Consider the following 14,562-nt stretch of genomic DNA (forward strand, 5'->3'; position numbering starts at 1 on the left):
TGAGTGCTTTGCTTCTAATTATGACTCTTAAACTATATTATTGTCCTTGAGTAAAAAATGCAAGTTGTAGCCGTGCAAAGTATAGATAGAGCGGGGGGTCTAGCCAAACGACCCCCTAAAGAAATAGAGTGGTTAGGACAACCACTCAAAATTTTAAAATGTTACCTTCATTCTATCAGGCTTGTTTACAGGCGAACCTTAGCGAGGCGAGCTATTTGACCTTACAGCTCCTAATCCTGCTCTTACAAAGTCATCGGATAGTCCAACTAGGGTTTGCTGAATAACTGTGAAATACTTATGATATAAGGATTACAGCCATATTAAATTCCCAAAAAGTCAAGAAAAAGGGACAGAAAACGGCTAAAATTGCTAAAATACCCTTGCACTTATCCGACAAGAACATATGTACCGAAAAACGAACGAGTCTTCAATTGCCCCAGAAAACTTTGAGTTGCCTTTTGAGGGAAAATTATCAGCAGATAATCGCTGGATAATAATGGCAGAGTTAATTCCCTGGGAAGAATTTGAAGAAGAATATGCCCAAAATTTTGACGAAGAAATGGGTGCGCCAGCCAAACCATTTAGGATGGCATTAGGAGCATTAATTATTAAGGAAAAATTAAAAACAAGCGACAGGGAAACCATAGAGCAAATCAAGGAAAACCCCTATTTACAGTATTTTCTAGGGATGTCAGCCTATAGTAATGAAGCTCTATTTGATGCGACAATGTTCGTTAATTTTCGTAAAAGAATCAGTAAGAATTTAATCAATAAAATTAATAAAAGAATGGTGATGAGAGAGAGAAAAAAGAAGGAAATTGAAGAAAAAAGTGAAAGAAAAGAAGAAGAAAAAGAGAGTCAAATAAAAAATAAAGGAAAATTAATATTAGATGCAAGTTGCGCACCTGCTGATCTAAGTTATCCCCAGGATTTAGGGATATTAAATCAAGCAAGAAAGAAAACAGAAAACATTCTAGATTGTCTCTATCAAAGTTTGAGAATCAAGCTGAAGAAAAAGCCAAGAACTTATAGAAAAAGAGCGAGAAAAGATTATTTAAAAGTAGCCAAAAAACGTCGTTGTTCTCAAAAAGAAAGACGAGAAGCTATCAAGAAGCAACTGCAATATATCAAAAGAAATCTATCTCAAATAGAGAAATTAATCGAGGGGGGATCAGAGTTAAGTAGTCTCAGCAAAAGAAACTACAAAATGTTGTTAGTGGTGACAGAAGTTTATCGTCAACAATTGTGGATGTGGGAAAATAAATCATCGAGAATTGATGATAGAATTGTGAGTATAACCCAACCACACATCCGCCCTATCGTTAGAGGAAAAGCAGGAAAACCAGTTGAATTTGGAGCAAAAATCTCAGTAAGCTGTTTTGAGAGTTATGTATTTTTAGACCATTTAAGTTGGGATAATTTTAATGAATCTGGGGACTTACAAGCGCAAGTAGAAGAGTATAAAGAATTCACAGGATATTATCCAGAATCAGTTCATGTTGATAAAATTTATCGAACTAGAAAAAATCTAGCTTGGTGTAAAGAAAGAGGAATTAGAATCAGTGGAGTTCCTCTAGGAAGACCACCTAAAAATATTAGTAAAGAAACTAAAAAACAAGCTCTTGAGGATGAAGGAATTCGGAATGCAATTGAAGGTAAATTTGGTCAAGCAAAAAGAAGATATAGTCTTGATTGTATCATGACAAAACTTGATAAAACTTCAGAAACTTCCATTGCCATTACTTTTTTAGTCATCAATCTTTCTAACCTGCTTAGACAGGTTAACTGTCTTTTTTTGTCCCTATTTCTTTATACATCTAAATTTAGCTTTATTCATCCCTCTTTGATTAGAAAAGATGATAAAAAAGCTGATTTCTCAACAGAAAAACTTATCTTAAATTCGGGCTGATTTTTGAGAGTTTTTGTTTTTTACTTTTTCAGCAAACCCTAGATATCTAGAACCTCTTTACTGACATCGATCCCTACCCATGTTTTTTCTTCTGTCATCGTTTATGCTGGGGTTAAGTTATTTTGTCCCTTTGGTAACTCGTCCTTGCGAAGACGAGGTTAATCCTAAGGGCGATTGTTCGAGCTTGTCTCCTCGGGATGACGGCGTGGCTCCGGTGGCTACCCAACGGTGTCAAGCACCTCGGTTGAACTGGATGTCCACGCCCTTTTTCAGAATATAGGCACCCAAGCTACAAAGCGGTATTTTTTACCTAGGTTGGGACGGGTTGCCTACTTCTCAAGATACAAGGTTGGGTTGAAGCATGAAACCCAACGCCTGCATGGGTTACGCTACCGCTAACCCATCCTACAAATAATTGTGCCTCCCTACTTAAATTTAACAAACTTAACATCTGAGTCAGCAGCGAGAGTGTAAGTCGGGATTAGCAATTCTCGCTGGCACTAGCGATCGCTGTTGTCCCGAGAGCAGCGGGAGTAATTGCCCGAATTTTTAGCCCACAGAGACGAGGTATTTTTTGAGCATTCATTGCGAAATTTGTCAAATTATTTAAGAAATGTGAAGGAGCGCAAAGGAAAATTAAAAGAAGGGAAGATATAGATGTTGGGGAGAATACTAAGTGCTAATCTAGGGTTATCCCATCTATTCCGAGGTTAACCGTCCCACGGGAGAAACAATCACCGGATTCCCCTGCTGGCGGCGAAAATCGGTTTCTTTAAATAAAAGTTAACAGAACTTCGCACTTCTGTTAAGAAAAGGTTTACAGAAACTTGTTAGAATAGAGGTAGATAAATCCAGTTGCAAATAGGCGCTCGACCCGATGAATTTTCCGCGCGATCCGACAAAAAAAAGAGAACGAGAACACCGACAATATCTAGACTGTGACCTCTAATTGACTTTCACTCAACAGCGCAATCGAGCAGTTTTTTGAGGATTAAATTCCTAGCATCAACACCCCTTAAAAATAGTTGATGTGGGCAGTCCATAGCAAAATTTTTAGATGGAGTAGTGAGTATGAAGCTATTGATTCAGGGCAATAATATCGCTGTCACCGAACCTATTCATGATTATGTGGAACAAAAGCTGGAGAAAGCGGTGAAACATTTTAACGGCATAACCACAAAAGTCGATGTTCACCTCTCCGTGGAAAAGAATGCGCGCATTCCCGATCGCCACAAGGCAGAAGTAACGGTTTATGCTAATGGAACAGTGATTCGCGCTCAAGAAGGAAGCGAAAATTTGTACGCAAGTATTGATTTAGTTTCTGATAAAATCGCTCGTCAACTCCGCAAGTATAAAGAAAGACTGGTGGATCATCGCACCAACGCCACCGTTAAAACTAGCGAGGTGGTGCAAGAGAAACCCTTAGATGATAACCTAATTGGCGATCGCACTCCCGAATTACCTGCGGAAGTAGTGCGGATGAAATACTTTGCCATGCCACCGATGACTATTGAGGAAGCACTAACACAATTGCAATTAGTCGATCACGATTTCTATATGTTCTGCAACAAAGACACGAACGAAATCAATGTTATCTATCAACGCAATCACGGCGGTTTTGGTGTTATTCAACCCCGTCCCGTCAACCTAAATGGCAAAGAATCCAATTAACAGTTAGCGACTACAAATAAAACAAAAGACTGGAGAAATTCTCCAGTCTTTTTCTCATCTAACCAAGATTAACTTTAACCACTTTATTTTTTTCTGCCACCGCTTTCGGGAGGGTGAGATAAAGAACACCGTCTTGATAGTTAGCGGTAACTTGGCTATTTTGCACCTCCACTGGTAGGGTAATCAAGCGACTAAATTTACCATAATAAAACTCGCTGTTTTCTACCTCGGCAGGGCATTCACGTTGCCCGTTAATAGCCACCATTTGCTTGCTAACCTCCACATCGATATCTTTAATATCCATGCCGGGTAATTCGATTTTTAATTCCACGGAATCCTCGTTAACAGAGATTTCCACCGGGGGACGAGACACCAAGGAAGTTGTCGGTAATACTTCTTGAAAAAGTTGATCGATTTGACGTTGGACAGAATTAATTTCGAGGAAGGGAGAATAAAGAGTGAAAGCCATAGTAATAATTTCCTTGAGAGGTTTTCTCTGACTGCGATTACCTCTATCTTAAGCAACTAACTTGACTTCCACAAGGCGGTTTTCAGGAAATAAAAAGTAGCAATAACCGATACAGTTTCAGTTGTCAGTTATCAGTTATCAGTGGGAAGTTGTAGGGTGTGGGGTGTGGGGTGTGGGGTGTGGGGTGTGGGGTGTGGGGAGAATAAATAAAAATAATCGGCTCTTCTCGACTTTGTGTGATAATTTTTGCTTATGGAATCGTGAAATGTTTACTGAGAAAGACTTTTGGGACTATTTTTCTGAAGAAACTATCATTATAGACCCTGACAGGGGGACAAGCCAGCTGAAAAGCTTATGTAGCATGGAATACAGACACAGACTCCAAAAAAAGATAAGTCATATTTACCATATATGACCTAAATAACGAAAATGATAAGTGAACTATACCAGAAAGTGTTAGAAAATGAACTGGGGCGAGCCAGATATCTACTGTTGTTAATGGTAGTTGGAACCTTGCAAATATTGAAGCAAGCAAAGTTAGAGATATTAGCTGAAGCCTTACCAATACCAATCCTGTTTGAGAGTCGGAGAAAAAAACTAAAAAGATTTTTAAAGCTGGAAATTCTGAATATTGAAAAAATCTGGTTTCTCTGCTTAAAAGAGATGTTAAAACAGCAGGAGAGATTCACAATAAAAGGATTAGTATATATTGCCATAGACCGAACGAGTTGGGGAGCAATTAATATCTTGATGGTGAGTCTAATTTATGACAAGAGAGCCATCCCAATCTATTGGGAGATATTGGATAAAAAAGGAAGTAGTAATCTCGAAGAACAGCAGCGAGTATTGGGGAAAATATTGAAGGTGCTATCAGGTCATAAAATCGTGGTGTTAGGAGATAGAGAATTTTGCTCAGTCAGTCTTGGAAAGTGGCTTTGGGAGCAGAGTTTATACTTTTGTTTAAGACAAAAAAAAAGTACAAATGTCAAGACAAAAGAAGGAATTTATCAAGAAATGAGAGAGTTAGGTTTAAGTCCAGGAACTCAACTATTTTTGAATGATGTCAATATTACAAAAGAGCAGGGATTTGGACAGTTTAACTTAGCTGGTAAGTGGAAAAAAACCTATCGGGGTTTTCAAACAAAAGAACCTTGGTATATTCTGACAAATTTTGGGGATTTAGAGACGGCAATAATTGCCTATCAAAAAAGATTTGATATTGAGGAGATGTTCCGAGATTTTAAGTCGGGAGGCTATAGCTTAGAAGGTTCTCAATTAGCACCGCAATACTTATCAAAGCTGATAATTGTTATAGCTATCGCCTATACAAGTGCCACACTGCAAGGTAAAAAAATTAAGGATATGGGAATCCAAAAATATGTCACAAGACCTGAAAAAAGATATAAAGGTCAACGCAGACACAGTAGTTTTTATGTGGGTCAACATCTCTATCATTGGCTCCAGCTACATCAAATGTTCCAAAAAAATATAGAAGAGTTAATGCAAATTAGCCGCTATCGGTTGAAGGATTACATCAAAGGACAAAGAGCGATATCGCTTGCCCTATCTACCTTCTAGCTCGCTTGTCCCCCTCTCAGTTATAGACCTCATTTCCACACAGAAACCAGAAGAGCCAATAATCTCCTGTCTCCTGTCTCCTATCTCCTGACGACCGCCTTCGTTATAACCATTGTTGTAATTCTGGCCAACCCAAACCCTGACGCACGATATCCGGTTGATCGCCGGTAAAATCAACAATTGTTGACACTTCCGAACCGGGAGCCGAACCATCTTCGATAATTAAATCAACGATATGATCGAGGGCATCGAATAGCCTAGCGGTTTCTAATCCCTTGGTGGGAAAATCCCCCTCCTGATCGGGAAGATGAGCAGAACTAGAGATAATGGGATTTTCTAGGGTTTCGAGAATAGTGCGACAAATAACGTGATCGGGAACCCGGATACCAGTGGTTTTCCGCTTCGGATTCATCACCACTTTCGGCACTAATTTAGTCGCCGGTAAGAGAAAAGTGTAGGGACCGGGTATAACTCGTCGCATAATTTTATAAGCATAATCGCTGACCACTGCGTACTCGGAAATATTCGACAAAGAAGAACAGAGAAACGTCAAGGGTTTATCATTAGATAGTTGCTTGATTTGGCGAACTCGTTCGACGGCGGATTTCACATTGAGATCGCAACCGATCGCATAGACGGTATCGGTAGGATAAAGCATAATTGCCCCATTTTTCAGGGCATGACAGATTTCTTGGATAGAACGTTGTTGGGGATTTTCCGGATGGAGAGAGTAAATAGTAGCCATGATAGCAAAATCGTCGCCTATTGGGATTGTCCCACGGGAATCGCCGGGGATATGTGTTTAGGGGCATTAGTAGATTTAGGAGTCCCCTTAGAATACCTGATTGCACAACTAAAAACTTTAGGAATCGAGGATGAATATCAGTTAAAGGCCGAAAAACTGCATCGTCGCGGTCAAATTGCCACTAAGATTCACGTCGATGTCACTGCCGAGAAGTCCTCTGATCATCACCACCATCACCATCATACCCCCGCTCGCCATTTACCGGAGATTGAAAATTTAATTAAACAGGCAAATTTACCCCAGAAAGTCCAAGAATGGAGTTTAGCGGTTTTTCAACAACTTGCGATCGCAGAAGGAGCCGTTCACGGGATCGCACCGGAAAAAGTGCATTTTCACGAAGTCGGGGCAACCGATGCCATTATCGATATCGTCGGGACTTGTTTGGGTTTGGATTGGCTATCGGTAAGTGAATTATACTGTTCTTCTCTACCCACCGGCGGCGGTACAGTTCAGGCCGCCCATGGTCGTTTACCGGTTCCCGTGCCAGCAGTAGTACAATTGTTCAGCCAGCGACAAGTACCAATTTATAGTAATGGCATCGAAGCGGAGTTAGTAACACCCACGGGGGCAGCTATTGTGACAACTTTAGCTAAAAGTTTCGGTAAACCGCCGAAAATGCAGTTAGAAAAGGTCGGTTTAGGAGCAGGGACAAAAGATTTACCGATTCCCAATCTTGTCCGACTTTGGTTAGGGAAAAAAGAATCAGAAAAGCTAGATGAAATTGAAACTGTGGCAGTTTTAGAAACTCAAATTGATGACTTAAATCCACAAGCGATCGCCTACTTAAGCGAGGCTTTATTACAAGCGGGTGCCTTGGATGTATTTAGTCAAGCAATTACTATGAAAAAATCTCGTTTGGGGATACTTTTGACAGTAATTTGTGCCTTGGATAAAATTGCTATTTGTGAAAATATGATCTTTCAGGAAACCACAACTTTAGGCATTAGAAGGACAATTCAAGAGCGATCGATCTTAAAAAGAGAGATACAATCGATCGATACTGTCTATGGACAAATTCGGCTAAAAGTTGCCTACAAAGAGTCAATTAATCAACCGATTACCGTACAACCAGAATACGAAGATTGTGCCGCAATTGCCCGTCAGCATCATCTACCTTGGCGATTTGTTCATCAAATGGCCTTAGCTATTTGGCAAGAAAAAAATCAGTCTTGACAGCAGGGCAATTTTATCATAAAACTGGTATATCCATTTTTCAAAAGAACGTAGGTTGGGTTGAAGCATGAAACCCAACGCCCGCTCATGTTACGCTACCGTTAACCCATCCTACAAATAATTGTACCTCCCTACTTATATCCATTTTTCAAAAGCTATTTCCAGGAAGATAATCCCAATTTAAAACCTGTTCTTGGCTAAAAGGACAATCAACAGGAAAAGTTTCTTTTGGTAAATTAGTTTCATTTACCGTCCCTCGCACTGCTTTTTGATAACATTCAGCGAAAATATCGGCTAAATAGGGTTTTAAGCTAGGACTATCCCTGAAAATAAACTCTAATTGTTCTCTTTGCTCATCAATGGTATTTATCCAGCTATTAGTCGGTTTTTCTGGTTGATATTGCCATTTAAGTAAGTGCATCAAGAGAACTTTTAAACGACTGAATACCTCCCGTCTATTATTACGTCCTATATCGGATATTTCTTCGATTAAGTTATCTAAATCGAGGGCTGCTAAATTGCACTTTTTTAAGTGATTTACGGTTTGCTCAATCCACAAATTAAAATCAGTTTCATAAAGCTGAGATAATTGATTTTTCATGTTGAAAATATCCCATTTAGAAGTCGGTGGTAACGCACCACTCTCTTAACTATAACCGCTGACGGGGAGGTAAGTAGTCGGACATAAGTTTTCGCTGCTGTATAAAGTTTTGTAAATAGGGTAGAAGGCTGTATGCAGCAGCGAAAACCGGCTATTTTACATTCCTTAACATAGTGTTGTTTATTTATGTCCGACTACTTAAGTAGTCATGCAAAATTAATTACCTGCCCGATCGAGCTAAAACCCTTACGGGGCAATGATCGTCATGTGTAAATAATTTTGCCTAGGTACTTACCAATTTTCAGTAGATAGCATCCGAGGGAACCTTGATTCCTTCTTAATTCTCGCTTTAGTCGTGCTTTGATGACATCCCAGCTGCCATTTGCCGTTGAGATAAATTTCCCTCTTGACCAAGTTGGTAGAGCAAGTTTCTTTGTTCTATGTTAAGATATTGGAGGCTTCGTTTTTGGATCTGATTTGTTGTTGTATTGATCAGACAGTACCTGATAATCCTTTTTCTGTCAACTCTTAAGGAGTCGTGCGTTTCATTTTTGAATTGGCAATATTAGGAGGGATAAAAATTATGGTTAATTATCTCAGTCAAGAAGAGGAATTACTAGCAGCCGAAGAAGAAAAGTATCTAGAGGAAGAAGATGATGTGGATTTTCCTCCTGCGGATATTATTGCTTACAATGAGCAGCGTTCCTGCTCTGATCTAGTTAGAATGTATCAAAAAAAACAATTGGTTATCGATCCAGATTTTCAAAGAGATATGGTGTGGACTGATCCACAACAAACTCGTTTTATTGATAGTTTAATGAAACAGTTACCGATTCCTAGTATGTGTATTAGTCTTGACTATAAGACAGATAAACGCTATATCATCGATGGATTACAACGAATTAGTACCATAGTCAAATTTTTAACTACTGAAGATTGGAAGCTATCAAAATTAGCTGATGTAGATTCGTCTATTTCTGGAAAAACAGTTGAGGAAATAAAAACTCAGCATGAAGAATTATATGAACGCGTAGAAAATATGACTATTCCCATCACCATGATTCGCTACGACTCCAGCAAAAAAACTCATAATAATTATATTTTTAACATTTTCCATCGCTTAAATACCGGTGGAGTAAAACTTAATAATCAGGAGATCAGAAATTGTATCTATAATGGCGAGTTTAATACTTTTTTAAAAGAATGCGCTCAATATGAAAACTGGCTTTTGCTGATGGATCGAAAGCAGAAAAAAGCATCTCGATTTGAAGATGAAGAATTAGTTCTTCGTTTCTTTGCTTTTTATGATGGATACCAGAACTACAAGGGGAAATTGACCGGATTTTTAAATGATTATATGTATAAACATAGATTTGCCCACCAAGATTTTATTCAAGATAAAGATCAATTATTTAAGCAAACTGTTGACTTGATTTATGATAGAATCTTCAAAGAGGAACCTCTCAAAACCAGTAAAGTTATTGCTGAGGGAATTCTGTTAGGAGTTGCCAAAAATTTAGATACTTTAGTCAATCTCTCCAATGATGAATTACAAGACAAGTATTCTAGATTAATAAAATCTGAACCATTTTTAACTAAAAATTTATCTGGTGGTATGTATCGAAAAGATAAGGCTTTAGAGAGAATTAATACATCTATCAAAATTTTTTCATCTACTTCTACTGGTAATGATTACTAAAAGTTATTTATTCAAGACGCTAAACAGGCTTGATAAACTCTATAATGACTCTACAACTGATGATCAAAAAATTTTTTATTCTAAACTAGCTCTAATAGAATTATGTGGCTGGATCGAGGAAACTATGGATGATATAGTTTTAAGATGTGCTAAACGATGCTTAAAGTCCGAAGCTAACCAAAAATTCATCAAAGACGAGATTATTAAGCCTAACTCTAAATTTCAATATGAAGCTTTTAGAAAAATGTTGATGATGGTTATTGGTTTAGCAACATTAGAAAAAATTGAAAAAAAGTTAGAAAAAACTGGTAAAATTAGTGCTTTAAAAGGTGATCTGGGTAATCTAAAGAGAAGTCGCAATCGAGCGGCTCATACTCATACTAAAGGTACTTTGAGAACCTATGACGCTCCTTCTAAAACTAAACATGATTTTGATAGAATATATGCTTTGTTAACAGAGTTAGATGCAGAATTGCAACGTCATAAATGTTGACTTATTTCTCGTACAATCGCTTTTAGCGCACCTTCGACAAAGACAATCAGTAAAAATTAAGCTTCCTAACCGGTGAAAATTAACTACAAGCGATCGAAAAACTGGGAAAATATTCAATTGATTCAATGTCATCTTTTTTAACTATCCTGCCCATGAATAATCAGGTCATCCGTACTCATAAAGCTCCAGCCCCTGTGGGTCCCTATAATCAAGCGATCGCCGCTACTGGTCCTTTTCTCTTTGTTGCGGGACAAATTCCCCTAGATCCCGTCACGGGTGAAATCGTCTCCGGGGAAATTAGCGCCCAAACCGAACAAGTTATGGCCAATCTAGAGGGCATTTTAACCGCTGCCGGGGCTAATTGGTCAAATGTGGTGAAAACTACCGTCTTTCTCTCGGATTTAGCCAATTTCGGGGCGATGAATCAAGTTTATGCCCGTTATTTCCCCCCGGAAACTGCCCCGGCCCGGGCCTGTGTGGAGGTGGCCCGTCTTCCCAAAGATGTGCTAGTGGAAATAGAATGTATTGCCGCTTTAGCCTAAAAATTAAGGTGGGCATTGCCCACCCTAACCTAATCTCTCTCTAGACCACCAAAGCTTCTAGAATCGTCTTATTGTAGATAATTCGCCCTACTGTAGTACGCACATACTGAGCAATTATCTGACCATCCTTCTCGCGGGTTTTGCGTTCCCGATAATATTTCCAGATGCTGCCATCGGGGAGAGTTTCCGTTTCCAGGACTTCCTCATCGGGTTTATTGGTTTTCACCTTTTCTCCCACCGGTAAACGCAACCACACGGAAGCGTGCAGATCTACCAATCCCTGATCAAAAGCGCGAATAGCGTCATCCATGCTGGCGAAATAACGACCTCCACCCTTTTGGGCCTTGGGATTTTCGGCCGTGAGATAATAACAACCCAAAACCATATCCTGAGAAGGGGCAACAATCGGGCGACCGGTCGCCGGTGAGAGAATATTATGACAGGCCAACATCAACAAGCGCGCTTCCGATTGTGCCTCCAGGGAGAGGGGAATATGTACGGCCATTTGGTCCCCGTCAAAGTCAGCGTTAAAAGCGGGACAGACGAGGGGATGTAACTGAATCGCCCGGCCCTCCACCAGTATCGGTTCAAACGCTTGAATGCCCAAACGGTGCAGGGTAGGGGCGCGGTTTAACATCACCGGGTGTCCCGTGATTACTTCATCCAAGACGTGCCAAACATTGGCATCCCCCCGTTGGATCATTTTCTTGGCTGCCTTGATATTATTGACGATGCCTAATTTAATTAAACGATGGATAACGAAGGGTTGGAACAATTCGATCGCCATTTCCCGGGGTAAACCGCATTGATAGATCTTCAATTTCGGACCAACAACGATAACCGAACGTCCCGAATAGTCCACCCGTTTACCGAGGAGATTTTGACGGAAACGCCCCTGTTTACCCTCGATAATATCCGATAAAGACTTCAGGGCGCGATTATTGGCCCCCACCACCGTGCGACCGCGACGACCGTTATCAATTAAAGCATCGACGGCCTCCTGTAACATCCGTTTTTCATTGCGGACGATAATTTCGGGGGCGAGAATTTCTTGCAGACGGGATAAACGGTTATTGCGGTTAATCACCCGACGGTAGAGATCGTTCAGGTCAGAGGTGGCAAAACGGCCGCCGTCCAACTGCACCATCGGGCGTAAATCGGGGGGAATCACGGGAATTACGCTTAAAACCATCCATTCTGCCTGAGAACCCGTGGCGACAAAGTTATCGATTACCCGGAGACGTTTAATTAATTTTGCCCGTTTTTGCCCCTTACTTTCGACAATTTCCGTCCGCAGTCTTTCCGCTTCTTCTTCCAGGTTAATTTCCTGTAAGAGTCTTTGGATAGCCTCGGCCCCGATACCCACTTCAATACCGACTAATTCCGAATCCTCCGCGTAGATTTCCTCTTCGATCTCTAACCATTGATCTTCGCTGAGGAGTTGTTTATAACTAAGATTGCCGGCATTACCCGGATCGAGAACCACATAGGCATTAAAATAGACGATTTGCTCCACGTCCCGCAGGGGCATATCGAGCAGGATACTGAGATAGCTGGGAATACCTTTGAGATACCAAACGTGGGTGACGGGGGCAGCTAATTTGATAAAACCCATGCGATGACGACGTACCCGCGACTCGGTGACTTCCACTCCGCAACGTTCACAGACAATTCCCCGGTGACGGACGCGTTTGTATTTACCGCACCAACATTCCCAGTCCTTCGAGGGTCCAAAAATTTTCTCGCAGAATAACCCATCCATTTCCGGTTTGAGAGTCCGATAGTTGATCGTTTCTGGTTTGGTTACTTCTCCGACGACTTGACCGTTAGGCAGGTTTCTTTCTCCCCATTGCCGAATTCTTTCGGGGGACGCTAAACCGATTTTGACGTAATCAAATCTTTGATCTGTTGGAGTCTTCATTCTGAATTTTTTACTATGGGTAATGATTCTGGGATAAGCGATCGCTCGCGCGTTCTCGATGCCCCGATGACAACTATTAGGCAGAAACGACAGTTAACTCAGTCACTTTTTCTTGGGGTCAAACTGGCCCGATCGAGTCCGGGACATTACATTATACAATTTTTCTAGTTCGATCGACCATTAAGTGATATTTTCCCAGATGATGATGCTACCGTCGGCCGCAGCCGCTGCTAGGTGACAATAATCGGGGCTGAGAACTAAACTGGAGATCGGCGATGATCGCCCATTGTCGCTGCTAAGAGTTGCGATCGCCTGTTGAGAATTGGCTAACCAGATTTTAATCTCTCCGTCGGTTCCCCCGGTAAATAACCATTGACCCTCCTCTGCAAATACCAAGCTTGTCACCTGACCATTATGGGCATTAATCACCCGAATTGGCGCAAAATGACCGCTTTTCTCTGGGTCGTATTGCCAGATTTTCACCGTCCCATCCACACAACCGGCGGCAATAATCTGACTATCGGCAGCGATCGCCAGACTCTGCACCGAAGAAACGTTACCAGATAGGACGGCGATTTTTGCTCCCGATCCCAATTGCCAGAGGGTGACAGTGCCATCACCTCCAGCTGCGGCGATAAAATCTTGATTAGGAGCCACTGCTAGGGCATAAATTGCCCCTAGACTGTCATAGGAGCTAAATGCTTCGTTTTCCTGCTCTAAATTCCACTGTTTTAGGGTTTGATCGTAACTACCGCTAACCAAAAAATGCCAACGGGGGGCAAAATCCAGGCCGTGAATCGAACCGAGATGACCGAGGAAAATTTGATTTAATTCCAGACTACTGCCATCGCCGGCTAACGTCCATAATTTAACGGTTTGATCGAATCCTCCCGTCGCTAGATGATAATCGCCATTTCCGGTCACTGCTAGGGCTAAAATGCCCTGATCGTGAGCTTCTACCGTATTAATCAGGGTTCCTGTGGCAAAATCCCAGATTTTTAGGGTACGATCCCAACTAACGCTAATTAAAAACCGTTGATCCTCGGTAATTGCGATCGCTGTAATCATTTCCCGATGGGCGGCCAGACGGCGATAATAGTGCCAATGGGGTATATCGACGGGGGGGAAGTGGGAGTTAAATTAAGGGTAGGTAGGGTGATTTGTGGCTCATTTTCCGCTTTTGTGGCGGGAATATCGGCCGATTCTTCGTTAAGCGGCAAAATATCTCTGTGTAAGCGACCGTAGGATTTTTCCAGATGTTCGATGCGTTCCAGCAGCCCGTTACGGTTGATATATTGAATAATTTGATTGTGGGACTGTTCGAGGACGAGAATATTCTCCTCTAATTCTGCGACCGCACGAGCGTTATCCCTGGCCACTGCGGGACTGAGGGACTGTATTTGTGCCGATAAAGCTTCTTTTTCTTCTTCCCACTGACTCTGTAAATGACCGGTTATCTCGGTTAAGCGTTGACGTTGCCTAGTTCTTTCTCGGAGACGATTGAGAATATTCAACCCGAAAGTCACGACTAGGAGGAACAAAGGCAAAAACTCCGCACCCATGGCCATAAGGGTAAGCAGGGTTAATCCTAGGGCGATATATTCCGCTAATTCTAGCCAATGGGGGCGATGGTCGGTCATTTTGCAGTTACCGGTAAAGGGATTTTGATCATCTCCTGATTTCAGACTCATGGTAACGCTA

At 41.2% G+C, this 14,562-nt stretch carries 12 protein-coding genes and 2 pseudogenes; 8 read left to right on the plus strand and 6 right to left on the minus strand.

Annotated elements, in window-relative coordinates:
* The first annotated feature begins 403 nt into the window (after positions 1–403).
* A complete protein-coding gene (locus VL20_RS09860) occupies positions 404–1,909 on the plus strand; it encodes an IS5 family transposase (protein ID WP_052275229.1) in 1,506 nt (501 codons plus the stop codon).
* Positions 1,910–2,980: 1,071 nt separating this feature from the next.
* Entirely contained in the window at positions 2,981–3,580 is a 600-nt protein-coding gene (gene hpf / locus VL20_RS09865; RefSeq protein WP_002771638.1) for a ribosome hibernation-promoting factor, HPF/YfiA family, read from the plus strand.
* 58 nt (positions 3,581–3,638) lie between these two features.
* Here hpf and VL20_RS09870 read toward each other — a convergent pair whose 3' ends face one another.
* Positions 3,639–4,049, minus strand: coding sequence for an Hsp20/alpha crystallin family protein (locus VL20_RS09870; RefSeq protein ID WP_052276386.1), 411 nt, complete (start codon positions 4,047–4,049; stop codon positions 3,639–3,641).
* Positions 4,050–4,281: 232 nt separating this feature from the next.
* Here VL20_RS09870 and VL20_RS32485 point away from each other — a divergent pair, with 232 nt between their 5' ends.
* Both VL20_RS32485 and VL20_RS09875 read left to right on the plus strand, forming a co-directional pair.
* Positions 4,282–4,464, plus strand: coding sequence for a hypothetical protein (locus tag VL20_RS32485; protein WP_284526165.1), 183 nt, complete (start codon positions 4,282–4,284; stop codon positions 4,462–4,464).
* A gap of 14 nt (positions 4,465–4,478) precedes the next feature.
* A complete protein-coding gene (locus VL20_RS09875; RefSeq protein ID WP_052276387.1) occupies positions 4,479–5,627 on the plus strand; it encodes an IS4 family transposase in 1,149 nt (382 codons plus the stop codon).
* Between the two features lie 103 nt (positions 5,628–5,730).
* On the opposite strand, the gene VL20_RS09880 is transcribed toward VL20_RS09875, so the two are convergent.
* Positions 5,731–6,372, minus strand: a complete 642-nt coding sequence (locus tag VL20_RS09880; RefSeq protein WP_002771642.1) for an L-threonylcarbamoyladenylate synthase — start codon at positions 6,370–6,372, stop codon at positions 5,731–5,733.
* Between VL20_RS09880 and larC the strand changes: the two genes are divergently transcribed.
* Positions 6,349–7,605 (plus strand): nickel pincer cofactor biosynthesis protein LarC, encoded by a 1,257-nt coding sequence (gene larC, locus VL20_RS09885; RefSeq protein WP_072925245.1) that lies wholly within the window; start codon positions 6,349–6,351, stop codon positions 7,603–7,605. The genes VL20_RS09880 and larC overlap by 24 nt on opposite strands.
* 148 nt (positions 7,606–7,753) lie before the next feature.
* Here the strand turns inward: larC and VL20_RS09890 are convergent, their stop codons facing one another.
* Positions 7,754–8,206, minus strand: coding sequence for a DUF29 domain-containing protein (locus VL20_RS09890; RefSeq protein WP_052276388.1), 453 nt, complete (start codon positions 8,204–8,206; stop codon positions 7,754–7,756).
* A gap of 305 nt (positions 8,207–8,511) precedes the next feature.
* Positions 8,512–8,678: pseudogene (locus tag VL20_RS28005) on the minus strand (helix-turn-helix domain-containing protein); the annotation flags it as partial.
* Positions 8,679–8,789: 111 nt separating this feature from the next.
* Here VL20_RS28005 and VL20_RS09895 point away from each other — a divergent pair.
* From VL20_RS09895 to VL20_RS09905, 3 genes are all read left to right on the plus strand, one after another.
* Positions 8,790–9,905, plus strand: coding sequence for a DUF262 domain-containing protein (locus VL20_RS09895; protein WP_052276389.1), 1,116 nt, complete (start codon positions 8,790–8,792; stop codon positions 9,903–9,905).
* Complete coding sequence (locus VL20_RS09900) at positions 9,895–10,398, plus strand: HEPN domain-containing protein (protein ID WP_052276390.1); 504 nt, start codon at positions 9,895–9,897, stop codon at positions 10,396–10,398. Before VL20_RS09895 ends, VL20_RS09900 begins: the two co-directional genes overlap by 11 nt.
* 125 nt (positions 10,399–10,523) lie before the next feature.
* Entirely contained in the window at positions 10,524–10,940 is a 417-nt protein-coding gene (locus VL20_RS09905) for a RidA family protein (protein WP_128575183.1), read from the plus strand.
* A 40-nt stretch (positions 10,941–10,980) separates the two neighbouring features.
* Here the strand turns inward: VL20_RS09905 and VL20_RS09910 are convergent, their stop codons facing one another.
* Both VL20_RS09910 and VL20_RS33720 read right to left on the minus strand, forming a co-directional pair.
* Positions 10,981–12,861, minus strand: coding sequence for a DNA-directed RNA polymerase subunit gamma (locus tag VL20_RS09910; RefSeq protein ID WP_052276391.1), 1,881 nt, complete (start codon positions 12,859–12,861; stop codon positions 10,981–10,983).
* A gap of 180 nt (positions 12,862–13,041) precedes the next feature.
* Positions 13,042–14,552 (minus strand): annotated as a pseudogene (locus tag VL20_RS33720) (WD40 repeat domain-containing protein).
* Between the last annotated feature and the right edge of the window lie 10 nt (positions 14,553–14,562).

The organism is Microcystis panniformis FACHB-1757, from assembly GCF_001264245.1.
Taxonomy (GTDB): domain Bacteria; phylum Cyanobacteriota; class Cyanobacteriia; order Cyanobacteriales; family Microcystaceae; genus Microcystis; species Microcystis panniformis.

Coding starts and splice junctions, on each gene's coding strand:
- VL20_RS09860 (WP_052275229.1), top strand. CDS start 404: ATGTACCGAAAAACGAACGAGTCTTCAATTGCCCCAGAAAACTTTGAG.
- hpf (WP_002771638.1), top strand. CDS start 2,981: ATGAAGCTATTGATTCAGGGCAATAATATCGCTGTCACCGAACCTATT.
- VL20_RS09870 (WP_052276386.1), bottom strand. CDS start 4,049: ATGGCTTTCACTCTTTATTCTCCCTTCCTCGAAATTAATTCTGTCCAA.
- VL20_RS09875 (WP_052276387.1), top strand. CDS start 4,479: ATGATAAGTGAACTATACCAGAAAGTGTTAGAAAATGAACTGGGGCGA.
- larC (WP_072925245.1), top strand. CDS start 6,349: ATGGAGAGAGTAAATAGTAGCCATGATAGCAAAATCGTCGCCTATTGG.
- VL20_RS09880 (WP_002771642.1), bottom strand. CDS start 6,372: ATGGCTACTATTTACTCTCTCCATCCGGAAAATCCCCAACAACGTTCT.
- VL20_RS09890 (WP_052276388.1), bottom strand. CDS start 8,206: ATGAAAAATCAATTATCTCAGCTTTATGAAACTGATTTTAATTTGTGG.
- VL20_RS09895 (WP_052276389.1), top strand. CDS start 8,790: ATGGTTAATTATCTCAGTCAAGAAGAGGAATTACTAGCAGCCGAAGAA.
- VL20_RS09900 (WP_052276390.1), top strand. CDS start 9,895: ATGATTACTAAAAGTTATTTATTCAAGACGCTAAACAGGCTTGATAAA.
- VL20_RS09905 (WP_128575183.1), top strand. CDS start 10,524: ATGTCATCTTTTTTAACTATCCTGCCCATGAATAATCAGGTCATCCGT.
- VL20_RS09910 (WP_052276391.1), bottom strand. CDS start 12,861: ATGAAGACTCCAACAGATCAAAGATTTGATTACGTCAAAATCGGTTTA.